Consider the following 15,754-nt stretch of genomic DNA (forward strand, 5'->3'; position numbering starts at 1 on the left):
GCTCATGCGCTATCGCTTCGGCTGCCCGCTTCTACGCTGGGGCGCTGGCACCTGTCGCGTCCGCTTCATGCCCGACACTGAGGGCGAGTGGATGTTCCGGCCGTGCCGCGAAAACAGCGGCACTTGATTAGGAAACAGATCTCATTGCGTTTGGACAGGAATGCGGCAGTGGCGGTCATGTTGCAGGCCTTCAGAGATGACCGACTTCGGCCGATTGCGGACAGGCAGCTTCCGGGCGGTCGACCTACTAAGGCTGCCGTCCCTGACCGTTACGGACCAACGACGGAAACCTTAGCCGCCGTGTCTCGATCAGGAACAAGGCAGCGGCGCTGGCCGAATGGATTGCCAGGCGCGCGATACGTGGGTCTGTTTCGGGGACGCCCCCGTTCTGCCGTCAGCCTTGCCATGAATACGGGGGCAGTTCGAAAGATTTGCAACACCCTTTCCATGCTGGTGCCTCTAGGCAAGGTCGGCTTTTGGAGAACGGACGAATGAACTAAACGGCAGATATGGGGCGGGCGCAAAGCGGACGTCCGATCACGCCGCTGATCGGTCAGTACTCCTTCCACTCGCCGTCGGCTTTCCCAGGAAGTGTGCAAGCGCCGACTTCCTGGAATCCCGATCGAGCGCATAGGCAGTGTGGGTGAACGCGACGCCGTCCAGTAGCCCCTGGATGTAGCCGGCGATGCTGTCTGCCGCCATGATGAGGGCGGTGTCCACGGTGTGAATGTAACGGCTCGTCACCGATCCTCGTGAATGACCGACCAAGGCGGCGATCGTCGCCTCGGTGAACCAAGGTCATTGGCAATGCTGGCGAAGCTGTGCCGCAGAACATGCGGTGTGATGCCGGCCAGGTCGGTGCTCTCTAGTAGCTTCGTCCAGCGCCTGGGGAAGCTTCCGAATGCCGTGTCATCCTCCCAGCCGGGGAAGACATAGTCTTCGGCACCCTGTTCCTCGTCGCGGCGACCCTCGAAGTACTCCAGGACCGGCAGACCGATCGGACGCACTGATGCTCCTTCCTTGCTGTCGGTCAAGCGCAGGCAACTGCCCTCAACATCGACTTCGCCATAACGTAGGCCGATGACCTCGCTGCGTCGGCAGCCCGTCAGGGCGATCACCCGGATCATTTCTGCGGAGGTGTCGTATTGCCCGTCGTCGACCGCCTTCCGCAGGATATCGCCGAGCGTGCGATACTCCTGCTCGTTGAGGCGGCGGGCGTTTATCCTGTCCTTCGGCTTGCGAACGCCGTGCACGGGATTCTGCTCTATAATGCCGAGTTCGACCGCATAGGTGAGAATGCCGCCGAAGAGCCCTATCGTTCGGGCTGCCGTGCCGGCTCCACCGCGCACGATTGCGCGCCCACGCAGCTTGCCTGTCTTGACGTTCGCGCGTGTCTTGCCCGCCATAATGTCCTTCATGGCCTGGGTGACGTCGGACTTGGCCAAATCCCGCACACGTCGGCTGCCGAGCAGCGGGACGATGTGGCGCTCAACGCGCCCGACATCGGTGGAGATTGTCGTGGGCTTCTTTGGCCGCCCCCTTTTCCCAAGCACGAGCCCGTTTTTGAGATCTTCGAGGTAACGGGTGCAGAGTTCCTTGACCGTGATCGCCTCGCGATCGAGCTTGCGCTACGACAGGGAGGGGTTTGAGCCATCCCGTCGTACCGTCGGCGCTGATCGATTTCAAATTTCTTTTGTGATTTCAGTGGTATAGCGCGCATTCGGATAGAATCGGATAGTTTCGGCGAAAGCCACTATCCATTCTCCACGCCAACGGCGTCACCGATATCGAAACCACGAGCCAGGCGGCTGAAGCCTTGAAGCCAGTTGCCGGCTCGTTTGCCTTTTTCATTTTCGCGCTCGGGGTCATCGGCACGGGACTGCTCGCCATCCCAGTACTCGCCGGTTCGGCTGGCTATGCGCTCGGTGAATCGCGAAAGTGGCCAACCGGGCTGGAGCGCGAGCCGCTCGAGGCGAAGGCCTTCTACGGGACAATCGCAGTGGCCACCCTCATCGGCGCGGCTCTCAACTTTACCTCGATCGATCCGATAAAGGCCCTTTACTGGAGCGCGGTGGTCAATGGCGTCGTCGCGGTGCCCGTGATGGCGATCATGATGTTGATGACGGCCCGACGAGAGGTCATGGGCACAAGCACGGTTTCGCTGGCAATGCGGCTCGTCGGCTGGCTCGCAACTGCCGTCATGGCGGCGGCAGCCGTGGTCATGATCTTCCAGCTATTCTGGTGATTGGGCCCCGATGCCCTTCTGCTATTCGGCCGTTGATCGCAAATGACGTATCCATTTGGACACGGAACGAAAGGCCGATCACCGAATTATTACTGCATCGTAACACAGTAACGGGAGGCTCTCATGGGACGCGGCATCTTGCTCTGGTTGCTCGGAATTCCGATTCCTATCATCATTCTCATCATGCTTTTCGTCCGGTAGGGAGGCTGTCATGCACTCTACCCTATCGGCTATCGACGTTTCCGCTTCCACGGAATCCTCCTCCACCGCCGTCAGCTGGGGGCCGATCATCGCCGGCGCCTTCGCGGCCTGTACGCTCACCTTCATTTTGATGCTGCTCGGCTCCGGCCTTGGACTGACAATGGTTTCGCCATGGTCGGGCTCGGGCGCCTCGGTAGCCACCTTCGCGGTTTCCACGGCTGTCTGGCTGGTCATCGTACAGTGGCTGTCCTCGGGCGTCGGCGGCTATCTTGCCGGGCGCCTGCGCACGAAATGGGCTGGCATCCATACCGATGAAGTTTTTTTCCGTGATACCGCCCACGGCTTCCTTGCCTGGGCACTCGCAACGCTGCTGGTCGTCGGTGTGCTCGGCTCGGCTCTCACTGCGGCCATCGGCTCCGGCGTGCAGGCGGTGTCGACCGTCGCTTCGGGGGCCGCCATGGGCGCTTCGGCGGGTGCATCGGCAAACGTTGGCGGAGCGGCCGACAACGCGACATCCTATTTCGTGGATTCACTTTTCCGACCGACCGACCCGGCCAAGCTTGCCGCAGCCAATCCGCAAAGCGATGCGTCGGCAACGGCACAGGCATCGCGCATCCTGATCGCCAGCGCAGCAGTTGGCGAGGTTTCGGCCGATGACAAGACCTATCTGTCGCAGCTGGTGGCAGTCCGGACAGGGTTGTCGGAAGCGGATGCCAAGGCGCGCGTCGATGCTATCCTTGCCAAGGTGCAGGACGCTAAGGTCAAGGCCAAGCAAGCCGCCGACATCGCCAGGAAGGCGACTGCCACCTTCGCGCTGATCGGGGCTCTCTCGCTGGTCATCGGTGCCTTCATAGCCAGTGCTGCGGCGGCACTCGGTGGCAGGCAGCGCGACGAGGAGGAAGCGGTTTTCCTGACCAGCCGCTAAAGCGGCCCGCTCGATTCAAGGAAGAGAAAGCCCGGCGCGAAGTCGGGCTTTCTCAATCATCGTCGCGGTCAGCCAGGGCGACCATTCAATCGCGTTGGAGGATAACCATGAAAATCGAATCCGCTGGGGTGGCCGCAGGAGATGCATCCACCCCTAATTCGCAAGCCGATACGCATTTGATCCGGTCTCTGCTGATTGGAATATTCATTTTCATGGCAGTCGACGCCCTGTTTTTTGCGCGTGACTTTTTCATACCGGTTATCCTGGCGTTCCTGCTTGCGCTGACGTTGAGGCCAGTCGTTCGTTTCCTGAAAAAGCATGGCGTACCGGAAACTGTGTCGGCGACAATGCTGGTTCTATTGGCAGTCGGCGCCGTCGCCAGCGCGGGCTATCTCCTAAGCGACCCGATTGTCCAGTTGATCAGCAATGCGCCTTCGATCGGCCAAAAGCTTAGCGAACGGCTCTCCGACCTGAAACATCCCTTTGAACGTTTCATCGAGATTTCGCATCAGGTTGAGAGCGCCACCGACGCAGCACAGGATCCGAGCCTCCAGAAAGTTGTGATAGCTCCGTCTGGCATTGTCTCGCAAGCAGCTGGTAGCCTTCTATCGGTTGGAACGAGCATCACAATCATTTTCGTACTGTCGCTGTTCATTCTCGCCTCCGGAACCATGTTCTAGGAGAAGATCATCCAGTCATTTCCAAAGCTCGGCGATAAGAAACGAGCGCTTCAGGTCGCTTATGATGTCGAGCGCGAAATCTCGCATTACCTTTTCACAGTTGCGGTCATCAACACCGGATTGGGGTCCGTTATCGCTCTCGGCCTCTGGGCGCTTGGCATGCCCAATCCCTTGCTCTGGGGGGCAGCCGCAGCCCTTCTGAATTTCCTGCCGTACATCGGTGCTCTGATCACCATCGTTCTGGTTGCAGCTATCGGGTTGATCAGCTTTGATAGTCTGCCCTACGCGCTGTTGGCGCCGGCCTTTGTGCTTCTGTGCGATGTGCTGGAAGGCCAATTTGTCACGCCGACGGTTGTTGGTCGACGCCTTGAGATCAACTCCGTGGCAATATTCATCGCCATCGCATTCTGGTCGTGGCTGTGGGGGCTTATTGGCGCGGTCATGGCCGTGCCTCTACTCGTCGTAATCAAGGTCTTCTGCGATCACTTTGAGGCTCTGCAGCACTTAGGAAACTTTTTGGCAGCCCAGGATGAGGTGGTGCCAGCCGACGAGCGTGACGAACAAGCAAAAGACGGGTAGGCCTCCAGACGACTACCCATCCTATCAATTTCAAAGGTTTTTATTGATTGCCGCCGCGGCTTTGTTGGTCGCATCCTTGATTGTAGATTTGGCGTCGCCAACCGCCTTCTCGACCTTGCCCTTGGCTTCCTGTGCAGCGCCCTCCGCGCGAAGCCTGTCGTTGCCGACGGCCTTGCCAAGCCCCTGCTTGGCGTTGCCGATCGCCTGATTGGCAATGCCGGCTGCTTTATCGCTGGTGCTTCCCATGATCTTAGCTCCTGTGGTTGAAATTCGTTGAATGAGCGTTTGGGAAACGCTGACCATGGCCGCAGGTTCCACTCCGTAGCCGCTTGCTGGTGTGCAACAGGTTCGAAGAAGGAAATCACGCACCAACTTGTTGCTTTGTGGCGACAGGCGGGGGCCGTTCAAAGGCACGCCGCGCCGCCCGCTAGAAGGTGCTGATAACCGTTTGTGCCATCCAGACTTCGCGAGCGATCTCCGCGAAGCGATAGCTCTTCGACATTTCTCCCGGACATGTGTGCTCGCTGCGTGATGAAGCATTGATGATGAGGACGCGGCGTTTCTTGCTACCTTCGTAGCGGCGCTGTGCCGCGTTTATCGCAGCCTTGGCCGTGATCTAGTCGAGCTGAAGGTCGTAGGCCGGGTCGGCGAAGCCCTTGCCTGCTTTCCTGGTTCGCGGACTCTTGCGGGAATCGTCATAGGCCTGCCAAGCAATGTCGGCGATAATATCGAGTTCTGCAGCGGCGGCTTCGAAAGCGGGGTCGTTAAATTGCTCACGATAACGCCGCTTGAATTCGGCTTCCTTCACGCGCGGGCTAGGCATACTCCTTCGCGGCTCGGGGGCCTTATCTCCATGCTGCAGCCATTCAAACATTACTCCCTGCCTCACGACAGCTTGGACATCTTCACCTTGGGCTCGCGCGCCCATAGGCGTAAAGCGCCCAGGGCCGTCAGGAAGCCGGTGACATCCTTCGGTCCCGATAGCGCAATGACGCCTCCGTCGAGGCTGTCGGCGATACCCGTTTTTTCGAAAAGAGGCATCGCGGCGTCGACATAGCCAATGAATTTGCAATGCGCAAAAGCGTCGGCGACGAAATCGCGCGCGGTCGCTTCTTTGATCAGGTCGGCCATCGCGGCCTTCGACGGCAGCAACGCTACTGCATCGTAGAGGACGGAGGGGCCGCCCCCGATCATCTGTTGCGCCTCGATCAGGCTGCCGTCGCTGGCTTTCGCGCCGCCAACCTTCGGAGCGATGATCTCGAAACTGGCGCCGGCCTTGGCCAATTCCGAGGTCAGTGCCTTCAGCAGCGTCGCATCTGTACCGTCGGTAACGAGGATGCCGAGCTTGCGGCCCTCGAACCGCTTGGGCCCATTTTCCAGGATGCTGAGCGACGGTGCTACGGCAAGATCCTGCCGGGTGGCAACAGCCGCATCGGCGGGTTTCGGCATTGCCTTCAATCCGAGATCCGCAGCGACTTTCTTGGCAAGTCCATCATCGATGTTGAGCAGGTGCGACACCATCCGCTCGCGGATGACCGCTGTCTTCACTTTGCTGAGTTCGAAGGTCAGCGCGGCTGCGATATGCCCTTGCTCCGGCGGCGTCTGGCTGATGTAGAACTGTCGCGCCTGGCTGTAGTGATCGGCAAAGCTCTCGGCACGGATACGCTGTTTCGGACCCTGTTCGGCTTCGGCAAACGAGCGGAAACCACGCTGGGGCGACTCCCGCGGCCCTTCGCCGAACGAATTCGGCTGGTAGTTCACGCGGCCGACCGGATTGCGCATGGCCATGTGGCCATCCTGCTGGAAATGATGGAACGGGCACTTTGGCGCGTTGATCGGGATATGCGTGAAGTTCGGGCCGCCCAGGCGCTTTATCTGCGTATCGAGGTAGGAAAAATTCCGTCCCTGCAGCAGCGGATCGTTGGAGAAATCGATACCGGGCGGGACGTTCTGGGTCATGAACGCGACCTGTTCGGTCTCGGCGAAGAAATTGTCGGGCATCCGGTCGAGCACGAGACGACCGACCGGGATCGGCGCCAGGATTTCCTCGGGGATCAGCTTGGTGGCGTCGAGCACGTCGAAATCGAAACTGTCTGCGAACGCCTGGTCGAACAATTGCAGCTGCAACTCCCACGCCGGAAAATTGCCGGCTTGGATCGCATCCCACAGGTCGCGGCGATGGAAATCCGGATCGGCACCGTTGATCTTCACCGCCTCGTTCCAAGCCACCGATTGCATGCCGAGCTTCGGCTTCCAGTGAAACTTGACGAAGGTGGATTCATCCTTGGCGTTGACCATCCGGAAGGTGTGAACGCCGAAGCCCTCCATGAAGCGCAAGGAGCGCGGGATGGCTCGGTCCGACATGACCCACATGATCATGTGCATGCTCTCAGGGGTCAGCGAGATGAAATCCCAGAAATTGTCATGCGCCGACTGAGCCTGCGGAAAGCCGCGATCGGGCTCTTCCTTGACCGAATGGATGAGATCGGGAAACTTGATGGCGTCCTGGATGAAGAACACCGGGATATTGTTGCCGACGATGTCCCAGTTGCCTTCCTGCGTGTAGAGCTTTACCGCGAAGCCGCGCACGTCGCGTGCCAGATCGGCTGATCCCTTGTTGCCGGCGACAGTGGAGAACCGCACGAAGGCCGGTGTCTTCTCTCCGGCGCGTTGAAAAATGTCGGCGCGGGTGTAATTGGCCAGAGATTCATAGGTTTCGAAATAGCCGTGCGCGCCGTAGCCGCGCGCATGGACGACACGCTCGGGGATCCGCTCGTGGTCGAAGTGAAAAACTTTCTCGCGAAAATGGAAGTCTTCGAGGACCGTGGGACCGCGTGCGCCGATCTTCAGTGAGTTCTGATCATCCGACACCGGGGCGCCCTGGGCGGTGGTGAGGACAGGAATGGCGCCATTGGCAATTTGGTGTAGTTCGCCTCCTTCGCCTCGAACCATTCTCTGGTCATGGATAGCGGCTTGGCTGCCGGCATTGCGGCTTGGAGACTTGGCCATGGCTTGTTCCTTGAAAGAGTTCGGCTGGCGCACTCATTCACAATGGCCACGACGCCATGAGGTTCCGACCGGTTCTAATGTTGTGTCCGCAGGGGTCTTGGCAAAAGAAGAGCCTGCTCGGTCCCCTGAGAAGGCAAGGCGGCCAGTAGTGTGAGGCCGTGGCCTTCCGCCGCTCGGTGGCGAGGCTTGGCGAGGCTTCTCGATCGATTGTTTGCAGCGCGGAACAATTGGTTCGACCGCCCATTGCTCATCCGAGGGTCAACGCCACAGGAGAATACAATGGCCAAACAGAAAATGCTCGAAGACCTGTTCCACGACACACTGAAAGACATCTACTTTGCCGAGAAGAAAATTCTCGCAACCTTGCCCAAGATGGCGAAGGCAGCTCAGAGTGCGGACCTGAAGGCCGCTTTTGTTAAGCATCGCCGCGAAACCGAAGGCCACGTCGCCCGCCTCGAACAGGTGTTCGCCATCATCGGCAAGAAGCCGCAGGGCAAGACCTGTGCGGCAATCGTTGGCATCACCGACGAGGGCGCCGAAATCATGGAAGAATACAAGGGTTCGCCGGCGCTTGACGCCGGGCTTCTGGCTGCCGCGCAGGCGGTCGAGCACTACGAGATTTCACGCTACGGCACGATGCGCACCTGGGCCGAGGAACTTAGCCTGAATGACGCCGTTGCGCTTCTTGAAGCGACACTGAAGGAAGAAAAGGCGACCGACGAGGCCCTGACCGGAATCGCCACCTCGGTCGTCAACCAGCAAGCAGAAGCAGCCTGACTTATCACGAGGCCCGCCGGACCACGCGGGCCTCGATGTGGAGAATATTCAATTGCCAATACCCCATCCAAAGACCACCGCATTTCCTCCCAGGAAGCTTTGCGCATCGCCGAGCAGACAGATGTCTCCCCACAGCAGGCCAAAGAGCTTGCCAAGGAACGCGGCAAGGAGATGGGCGAACAGTAAGCTCGGAAGACCAAAGACGAGGGCTGAGCTTTGATTTCCGGCATTGGCCTCAATCGAAACGAGCTCTTCAAAAACGCGAGCTAGGAGCGCTCCAGCAATTGGCGGTATTTGGACCTAATGTGCACGCTCATGTCAGCAAAATAAGGAACTGTGGTCCGGAAACCATGGACCGTCTCAAGGCCCGTGGTTATCTGGAAACCGGCGCCCATCCCAAGTATCCCGATAGTGTTGAAACCTTGATCCTAACCGATGCAGGCTACGAGGCTTTCCAAGCGCTCAACTTGTAGGCTGTTCACGAACCGTCAGTTGCACCCTTAAGAGCGCTCCAATAAGACGATGGTCAGATAAACAGGGGACCAGCATATGTCCGACGAAACTGACCATCGCGCCGCCGAGTTAGCAGAACTGACCGCCGAAATAGTATCCGCGTTTGTAAGCAACAACCCGATTCCCGCAGCAAGTCTGCCGGATCTGATCGCGTCGGTTCATAAGTCAATGTCCGGCCTCAGCCGGCCAGTGGCAGGGCTGGCCGAGCCGCAAACACCAGCGGTCAACCCTAGGAAGTCCGTGTTTCCCGACTACATCGTAAGCCTCGAAGACGGCCGCAAATTCAAGTCGATGAAACGCCACCTTGGTTTGCTTGGCATGACGCCAAAAGAATATCGCGCTAAGTGGAGCCTGCCTTCCGACTATCCGATGGTGGCGCCAAACTACGCCGCGACACGGTCTGCGCTGGCAAAGGCAAGCGGTCTCGGCCGCAAGGCTGAACCTGTTAAGAAGGCGCCCGCGAAGCGAAAGGCAAAGGCTTAACGGCCGATCGACATGACGCAACGTCAAGACTCAGCCACTGCTTAAGCGCGGCGTACCTGTTCCGTCTGGCCGGTGCCTTTTCAGGCAACCTCCCACGGAGCGGCGGCGCTGGAACTACAGGCGCCAGGCTGCGGAAGTCACCGCCACCAGCCACCCAACTGCCCGACCGGCGAAGCCGGTACCATCGAAAGCAACGAAATGTAGGCGCGATTGCGGAGTGTATCGTTTTACACAATCCCTAATTGCTGGACTCGCGCGATGCACCGGCAGTTAATTTCTGCGTCAGGCCAAAGGGAAAAGGGCCGCGAACTGGGAGGATGTAGTCCATGAATCATGATTTTGGCATCGCCATTCGATCTGACGATCAGCCATACGAAGTTACCTCTTTCGCCGAAAAGCATGGCCTGACGATACCGGCTGCGGACGCGGTTCTTTTCGCCAAAGGCCCATCTCGGACGGCGTGCGATGCCGCCGCATTGGCTTTCCTCTGCGCAGTCGCCGCATACGCCAAGAAACAATCGGTGCGCTAAGCGTCACGAAAATCCTGCAGCGTAGTTGGAGCCATTCGGGGTGCACGCGGTCGGAACGACACATGGTGGGGTTGGCAGGCGTGATAGCCACGGCTGCGGCGCTTGAGGATGGCTCTGCGTCAGCACACAGTGCGCACAGCAATTGGACCTATCCACCGGCCTGCTGTCACGGCGATCCAGTGACGGGAGAATGCGCTAAAATCCCCAGCACAACCGTGACACCGCGACCTGATGGCTACGTCATCATCTTGAGGCCTGGCGACCACCATCGCGTCACCCACCAAGACCGCTACTTCGTTCCCTATGATGCCGTAATCCCGTCAGGCGATGATAACTTCCATATCTGCCTGCACCCGACCGAGGAGGACGAAAACTGCTTCTTCGCACCGTCAGAGGCGATGTAGGCTGGCACCAAGCCTATGGGCGTCCACCCCGTCTATATTCGCCGGGATCGATAAACTGCCCTGCCCACAAGCCACGTTTGGCAATGCGGGCTTCGCGCTCTTCGGCAAGGTATCGCGGCGCTTGTTTGTCGGCGACCGCCAATCCGTGTTTCACCAGATCGCGTCCGAGATCGATGCTTCCCACGAAGCAAACGCCGACATCGTCGTCATAGCGGTCCTTGCCTTCGATGGTGCAGGATACATCCCCTACGGCAATGAGATGGCGAATGTGGTCACGCGCATACCTGCCGCAAGGCCAGAGCCTGTCAGCGGCATCAACACACGTCTGCGAAAGTTCCGGGGCATCGATACCGAGCAACTGAACTCGATTCTTGTCACGCCACAGCGTGTCGCCGTCATGAGCAAACCAATGCTCTACCGCGGACACGGGGCCACAGGTGAGAACGAACGCGAGAGCGAGGGTCAATCTACACATGGCAGAACAATGTGATTATTGCGCATTCTCGTCGTATTGTTAAGGCTGGATCACGCGAACCGAAGGGCAGTCACTGATCGGAACACGCTTACGTTGTCCTGTCGATCATCTTTTGTCCTTGGGTTGAAAAGCCCGCGCCTCTGGCGGAGAACGCGGGCCGATCGGAGGCCCGATCTTCAGCAGGCGATGGAGGGCACCACCTGCCGCCAGCACAAACTTTTAGAGGCGCCTAATGTTCCATCAAGCCGGTTCCGCTAATGGATTTTGGCGTCAGCCCTTCTTTGTCGCCTACCTCGGGCCGACCGGCTGTTTGCTGGCTCTCGGGAGTAATCTCCTCCCCCTCCTGTTCGATGTTTTTTCGTCGCCTATAGACGAGCCTGAACACGAGCGCGAAATACCCGACCTGCAACACAACAGCCGCGATGACGCCCCAGATTACCCCTTTCAGAATGGACCCCGTGTCGAGATAGGCCCAAGCCGCGACGACGACAGACGTCGTCAGCATTCCCACCAGAAACTGCGGAAAATACATTGCCCAACCCCCCTTGCCGTTCCCCAACGGCTCCCCCTGCAAATTCTCATTATTTTAGCAAGCGTGCAAGTATCGCAGTCCGGGCCGCTTGCGCAGCGGTAATCTCGTCGAGCAAGACAAGCACGAGGAGCCAAAGGCCCGCCGCCTCATTTGCGAAGCGACGGGTCCTCACCCCAACCCCGTATCTATCAATGCAATTGCGGTGCCAGACCTATTGACCCGTTATGGGGCACATGGGCATACGGGCTTCGCCAGCGGGCATTTGACAGACCCACCTTCGTTCAACCCGTACAATGAACTTTTGAGCGGACTGCGAATTGAGGAGCATGCCCCTCTATTTCTTCGACTTTTCCGACACGGGCGAAAGCTACCCCGACACAGTGGGGACGGGACTTATAAGCTTTGACGCAGCCAAGGACGAGGCCGTTAGGGCGCTAATGGAAATGGCGAGAGAGATGTTGCCGGATGGCGCCTACCGAGAGTTGACGTTCAAGGTTCGTGACGAGACCGGGCGCCAGCTTGTTCAAGTCACAATCAAGTTCGAGTTGCAGACGAACTAGCCAGGATTGCGTGCCTGTCTCAATTCCCTAGCAAGGATTTTAGCGTATCTGCGCCCAATACAGTGGGCGTGGAATGACTCGCTAATCGAGTGTCGGAAGCGTACAAAGCAGGTGTCACCAGCCTGTGAGTGGGCGCTGGCGATTGAAAGAACGATCACGCTTTCGCCCCTCCATGGGAGATGAGTGATGACGGTCACCGACATAGCGGACGCCCACCGGTCAAGCACATGTCCAGCGTAGTCGCCAAGTCCGAAGAGCAGCAGGACGCCGAAGCCGAAGTCGAGGGCTTTCACGACGACCTTGGCCCGTTCGTGGTTGCCGCCGAGACAACACGAATGGCCATGGTTTTCACCGATGCGAAAGAACCCGGCAATCCCATCATCTTTGCCAATGACGCCTTCCTCGCCCTGACCGGATACGCCAGGGAAGAGGTTCTGGGTCAGCCCTTCAATTTCCTGATGGCGAATGGCGCCGACACCCGAGCCCTGAAACGCATCAAGGTCGAGTTCGAAGCCAATGCGGAGACGGGTACGGAAATTCTCTACAGGCGCAAGGATGGCAGCGAATTCTGGGCGGGCCTTTTTGCCAGTCCTGTCCAGGACAAGAGCGGCGCCGTGGTTCAGTATTTTGCCTCCTTCGTCGATCTGACCAGACACAAGGAGGAGCAGGCGCAATCCAAAATGCTCATCGAAGAATTGAACCACCGGGTGAAGAACACGCTGGCAACGGTGCAATCGATCGTCTGGCAGGCATCGCGCGCCAATTCCGATCCGAAGGCGATCCGCGAAGCTGTCGAGTCCCGACTGTTTGCGCTCTCGCGGTCGCACAATTTGCTGACCCGTGAAAATTGGCACAGCGCCGGGCTGCTCGACGTGCTGCACGATGCCCTGGAACCGTTCGGTGTCACCGACGGGCGGGCGGAGCGATTGGTGATTGCCGGGGAGAACATCCGCCTTTCGACAAAGGCGGCGCTGGCCCTTGGCATCGCGTTCAACGAACTCGCGACCAACGCGGTGAAATATGGTGCGTTTTCCAACGACAAGGGCTCGATCCGGATCGACTGGAGGATCAACCCCACCTCGGAGGGCCGCCGGCTGATCCTGTCCTGGCAAGAGAAGGACGGACCACCGGTTACGCCACCGTCACGACAGGGATTCGGCTCGCGCGTGATCGAGCGCGGCCTGACCCACGAACTCGAAGGCACTGTGCAACTTGACTATCGCCCGGACGGGTTGATCTGCACGATGAACATTCCGGTACCGGGAATTCGCGATGGATAAACTGCTTTCTGGCCGGCGCTTCCTCGTTGTCGAGGATGAAATTCTGGTCCTGATGATGATTGAGGACATGCTGGGCGATCTTGGGTGCCAGTCAGTGACCTCAGCCGCTACGATCGAAAAGGCGATCGCCCTGATCGAAGCGCAGGTTTTCGATGCCGCTATGCTGGACATGAATCTGGACGGCGGCGACAGCAATACCGTGGCCGACGCGCTTGCCGAGCGCGGTGTGCCGTTCATCTACTCAACCGGCAACAGTGGTCGCGACATGCGCGAGGGTTTCAGCAACCGTGCGGTCCTTCGAAAACCGTTCAGCTTTGACGAACTGACCGCCACGCTCGAGCGCCTTCTTTCTGGCTGATCGCGGAGGCAAGTCTCAATTGTTTAGCGGGCGTATCGACCATCGTGCCTGGAACCCACCACAATGGCGGGCGTTGTCCTCTAGCAACGGAGGACGCGATGGTGAAAGAGCTCGAAATGAACGACAACACAGCGCAAAATCAACAGCACCAACCACAGCAGAAGCCCGGCGACAAGCGCAACCAGCAGAAGCTGCAGGGCAAAGCTTTTCAAGTGAATGAAAACAGCGTGGAAGACCAAGAGCCCGCTCGCTCACCAGCGCACCCACGGCAGTCCAGCGACAAGCGCAACCAGTCGAAGCCTGAGGGCAAAGCTTTCCAAGTGAACGAAAACAGCATGGAGGACCAGGAGCCCGCCCGGTCACCAGCGCCGACACGGCAGGCATGATCGCGGTCTATTTTGTCATTCGAGGCGTGCGTGGTGATGTCGGCTATTGACGCTTTTCGGACCTCGCGTGATGTCTGACCTGAGTCCGCAATACGTATCAATGCGGCCCCCCGCCGCCGCGCCTAAATTTATGGGTTCGTGCTCTAGATGGAACTTGAGAAAGCCAGGATTTCTGCCGCGAGCGCTTCCGGCGCCTCTTCAGCCATATGGTGTCCACTGGCGATGCCTTTCCCCTGCAAGCTTTTCGTCCACGGGCGCCATACATCGAGAACATCGCCATAAAGCCGTTCCAGATCATCGCGCATCGACCATAGAACCATAGTGGGACATTGGACCCGTCGGCCAGCCTTTCGGTCATCCGCGTCATGCAGATGGTCGATTGAGAGGCCGGCCCTATAATCCTCGATCATCCCATGGATGACACGAGCGTCGAGAATTGCTCCCCTGTAGTCCGCGAACGCCCTCCGCGCCCATCTGATCGGCGGAGCCGCCATACCAGGCTTCGGAGTCGGCCATGATCGCCTGCTCCGGCTTGTCGGGCCGGGCAAAGAAGAACCAATGCCACCAATCTGTGGCAAAGCGGGCGTCGCAGCGCTCGAGTGCTTCAAGGATGGGAACACCGTCCAGAATGATGAGATGCGTTACCGCGGATGGGTGATCCATCGCCGTGCGGAAAGCGGTGTAGCTTCCGCGATCGTGCCCGGCGACGGCAAACCGGTCAAAGCCGAGAAGGCGCATGAGCGCGACACAGTCTTTTGCCTTGGTGCGCTTGGATGATCCTGCATGATCGTGTGTGTCCTCGGGGATCGAAGACTGCCCGAAACCGCGAAGGTCAGGACAACCAACCGTATGGCTTTCGGCGAGAAGCGGCGCAACGCGATGCCAGGTGGCATGTGTACGTGGGTGGCCATGCAGAAGCAGGACCGGTGGTCCTGAACCGCCGTGCCTCACCCGAAGCGTCGCCTCGGGCAGCTGGATTGTCTCAAGTCGGAAACCTTCGAACATCAAGGTGCTAAACCTTGGGTGTGACCGGAGGTTCCACATCCAACATCGGGCTTTGGATCCGCGCTGTTATCGGGGCCGTGTGTCGACCAAGAGCCAAGCTGCCTGCACTGTCCCTGCAATGGCCAGGAAGAGACATATCCGCCTTGCTGTTGAGGTGCTTTGGAGCGGTGGAGCCCGACCCGTCCTGGGCCAACCGGCTATCGCCGTCTTCTCTGGCTTTGGATCGGCAGAGGACGAATCGCCCCGGCCGAAAACGTGTAAGTGGCAAATGGATGTGGCTTGTGAGCAGGATGCCCATATCCAAATGGCCCGCCGAAATCACCTTCAGCCGCTTGATCGGGGGATAGAGATGGTTGTTCGGGCGATTCACTGGCTGAAACGGTGAGGTCGTGATCTTCCATTCCGAGGGCGCCAAGTTGCTTCATGCAGCTAAAGAAATCGAGAGGCCGGTGGTTCCTCAAAGGTCCCCCGCATGGTTTCCGAAACCGTTCCAGCCGAGGTGGGAAGCGGGCGGTCCCGTTGCGCGGCCCATGCTTGGTCCGTCCATTGGAACAAGAATGCCATGGCGAACGTTGGTTGATGTTAAGTGACAGGCCCAAGTGACGCCCTGCCAAGGGCAAGAGCGGCAAACGGCGAGTACCGCCGGACGCGCTCATAGGAGGTGCATATGAATATCACCACAATTCTGGTCATCGTTCTTATTGTTTTTCTGGTAGGCGGCGGCTTCTACGGCCGTGGACGCTGGTACTAAACCGCGAAGGTCATCGTCGAACCCGGAACCTCTTGGTCCCGCACTCCGTTATAGCGCGGAG

Annotated in this window: 14 protein-coding genes and 3 pseudogenes; 10 read left to right on the top strand and 7 right to left on the bottom strand. The window is 58.9% G+C overall.

What is annotated here, in order from left to right:
- Positions 1–537 precede the first annotated feature (537 nt).
- Positions 538–1,628: pseudogene (locus HB778_RS16340) on the bottom strand (tyrosine-type recombinase/integrase); the annotation flags it as partial.
- Positions 1,629–1,816: 188 nt separating this feature from the next.
- Between HB778_RS16340 and HB778_RS16345 the strand changes: the two are divergent.
- The 3 genes and pseudogenes from HB778_RS16345 (at position 1,817) to HB778_RS16355 (ending at position 4,630) form a co-directional block, all read left to right on the top strand.
- Positions 1,817–2,245, top strand: a complete 429-nt coding sequence (locus HB778_RS16345; RefSeq protein WP_348524732.1) for a divalent metal cation transporter — start codon at positions 1,817–1,819, stop codon at positions 2,243–2,245.
- A gap of 211 nt (positions 2,246–2,456) precedes the next feature.
- Positions 2,457–3,371: a hypothetical protein gene (locus HB778_RS16350; RefSeq protein WP_183464763.1), complete on the top strand. Its 915-nt coding sequence runs from the start codon at positions 2,457–2,459 to the stop codon at positions 3,369–3,371.
- A gap of 107 nt (positions 3,372–3,478) precedes the next feature.
- Positions 3,479–4,630 (top strand): annotated as a pseudogene (locus HB778_RS16355) (AI-2E family transporter).
- 30 nt (positions 4,631–4,660) lie between these two features.
- On the opposite strand, the gene HB778_RS16360 reads toward HB778_RS16355, so the two are convergent.
- The 3 genes from HB778_RS16360 to HB778_RS16370 form a co-directional block, all read right to left on the bottom strand.
- A complete protein-coding gene (locus HB778_RS16360; protein ID WP_111545942.1) occupies positions 4,661–4,876 on the bottom strand; it encodes a CsbD family protein in 216 nt (71 codons plus the stop codon).
- A gap of 370 nt (positions 4,877–5,246) precedes the next feature.
- Entirely contained in the window at positions 5,247–5,504 is a 258-nt protein-coding gene (locus HB778_RS16365; RefSeq protein WP_183464764.1) for a hypothetical protein, read from the bottom strand.
- Between the two features lie 11 nt (positions 5,505–5,515).
- Positions 5,516–7,639, bottom strand: coding sequence for a catalase (locus HB778_RS16370; RefSeq protein WP_183464765.1), 2,124 nt, complete (start codon positions 7,637–7,639; stop codon positions 5,516–5,518).
- 279 nt (positions 7,640–7,918) lie between these two features.
- Here HB778_RS16370 and HB778_RS16375 point away from each other — a divergent pair, with 279 nt between their 5' ends.
- The 3 genes from HB778_RS16375 to HB778_RS16385 all read left to right on the top strand — a co-directional run bounded on the left by HB778_RS16375 (position 7,919) and on the right by HB778_RS16385 (position 9,412).
- Positions 7,919–8,416, top strand: coding sequence for a ferritin-like domain-containing protein (locus HB778_RS16375; protein ID WP_183464766.1), 498 nt, complete (start codon positions 7,919–7,921; stop codon positions 8,414–8,416).
- A gap of 350 nt (positions 8,417–8,766) precedes the next feature.
- Positions 8,767–8,889 carry a hypothetical protein gene (locus HB778_RS42805; protein WP_280515966.1) on the top strand — a complete coding sequence of 41 codons (123 nt, stop codon included), beginning with the start codon at positions 8,767–8,769 and terminating at the stop codon, positions 8,887–8,889.
- A gap of 76 nt (positions 8,890–8,965) precedes the next feature.
- A complete protein-coding gene (locus tag HB778_RS16385) occupies positions 8,966–9,412 on the top strand; it encodes a MucR family transcriptional regulator (protein WP_183464768.1) in 447 nt (148 codons plus the stop codon).
- A 947-nt stretch (positions 9,413–10,359) separates the two neighbouring features.
- On the opposite strand, the gene HB778_RS43465 is transcribed toward HB778_RS16385, so the two are convergent.
- Entirely contained in the window at positions 10,360–10,821 is a 462-nt protein-coding gene (locus tag HB778_RS43465; protein ID WP_432421254.1) for a thermonuclease family protein, read from the bottom strand.
- Between the two features lie 229 nt (positions 10,822–11,050).
- Positions 11,051–11,353 carry an exopolysaccharide production repressor protein gene (locus HB778_RS16395; protein ID WP_183464770.1) on the bottom strand — a complete coding sequence of 101 codons (303 nt, stop codon included), beginning with the start codon at positions 11,351–11,353 and terminating at the stop codon, positions 11,051–11,053.
- Between the two features lie 326 nt (positions 11,354–11,679).
- On the opposite strand from HB778_RS16395, the gene HB778_RS16400 reads away from it, so the two are divergent.
- From HB778_RS16400 to HB778_RS16415, 4 genes are all read left to right on the top strand, one after another.
- Positions 11,680–11,913 carry a DUF6894 family protein gene (locus HB778_RS16400; RefSeq protein ID WP_183464771.1) on the top strand — a complete coding sequence of 78 codons (234 nt, stop codon included), beginning with the start codon at positions 11,680–11,682 and terminating at the stop codon, positions 11,911–11,913.
- 227 nt (positions 11,914–12,140) lie between these two features.
- On the top strand, positions 12,141–13,193 hold the full coding sequence (locus tag HB778_RS16405) for an HWE histidine kinase domain-containing protein (protein WP_183464772.1): 1,053 nt from the start codon (positions 12,141–12,143) through the stop codon (positions 13,191–13,193).
- Positions 13,186–13,551, top strand: coding sequence for a response regulator (locus tag HB778_RS16410; protein WP_183464773.1), 366 nt, complete (start codon positions 13,186–13,188; stop codon positions 13,549–13,551). Before HB778_RS16405 ends, HB778_RS16410 begins: the two co-directional genes overlap by 8 nt.
- Positions 13,552–13,649: 98 nt before the next feature.
- A complete protein-coding gene (locus HB778_RS16415; protein WP_183464774.1) occupies positions 13,650–13,937 on the top strand; it encodes a hypothetical protein in 288 nt (95 codons plus the stop codon).
- 143 nt (positions 13,938–14,080) lie between these two features.
- On the opposite strand, the pseudogene HB778_RS16420 reads toward HB778_RS16415, so the two are convergent.
- Positions 14,081–14,942: pseudogene (locus HB778_RS16420) on the bottom strand (alpha/beta hydrolase).
- Between the last annotated feature and the right edge of the window lie 812 nt (positions 14,943–15,754).

It is taken from the genome of Mesorhizobium huakuii, from assembly GCF_014189455.1.
Lineage (GTDB): Bacteria > Pseudomonadota > Alphaproteobacteria > Rhizobiales > Rhizobiaceae > Mesorhizobium > Mesorhizobium huakuii_A.

Excerpts from the sequence above, each read along its gene's own strand:
- HB778_RS16350 (WP_183464763.1), top strand. The coding sequence starts at position 2,457 with ATGCACTCTACCCTATCGGCTATCGACGTTTCCGCTTCCACGGAATCC.
- HB778_RS16360 (WP_111545942.1), bottom strand. The coding sequence starts at position 4,876 with ATGGGAAGCACCAGCGATAAAGCAGCCGGCATTGCCAATCAGGCGATC.
- HB778_RS16365 (WP_183464764.1), bottom strand. The coding sequence starts at position 5,504 with ATGTTTGAATGGCTGCAGCATGGAGATAAGGCCCCCGAGCCGCGAAGG.
- HB778_RS16370 (WP_183464765.1), bottom strand. The coding sequence starts at position 7,639 with ATGGCCAAGTCTCCAAGCCGCAATGCCGGCAGCCAAGCCGCTATCCAT.
- HB778_RS16375 (WP_183464766.1), top strand. The coding sequence starts at position 7,919 with ATGGCCAAACAGAAAATGCTCGAAGACCTGTTCCACGACACACTGAAA.
- HB778_RS42805 (WP_280515966.1), top strand. The coding sequence starts at position 8,767 with ATGGACCGTCTCAAGGCCCGTGGTTATCTGGAAACCGGCGCCCATCCC.
- HB778_RS16385 (WP_183464768.1), top strand. The coding sequence starts at position 8,966 with ATGTCCGACGAAACTGACCATCGCGCCGCCGAGTTAGCAGAACTGACC.
- HB778_RS43465 (WP_432421254.1), bottom strand. The coding sequence starts at position 10,821 with ATGTGTAGATTGACCCTCGCTCTCGCGTTCGTTCTCACCTGTGGCCCC.
- HB778_RS16395 (WP_183464770.1), bottom strand. The coding sequence starts at position 11,353 with ATGTATTTTCCGCAGTTTCTGGTGGGAATGCTGACGACGTCTGTCGTC.
- HB778_RS16400 (WP_183464771.1), top strand. The coding sequence starts at position 11,680 with ATGCCCCTCTATTTCTTCGACTTTTCCGACACGGGCGAAAGCTACCCC.
- HB778_RS16405 (WP_183464772.1), top strand. The coding sequence starts at position 12,141 with ATGTCCAGCGTAGTCGCCAAGTCCGAAGAGCAGCAGGACGCCGAAGCC.
- HB778_RS16410 (WP_183464773.1), top strand. The coding sequence starts at position 13,186 with ATGGATAAACTGCTTTCTGGCCGGCGCTTCCTCGTTGTCGAGGATGAA.
- HB778_RS16415 (WP_183464774.1), top strand. The coding sequence starts at position 13,650 with ATGGTGAAAGAGCTCGAAATGAACGACAACACAGCGCAAAATCAACAG.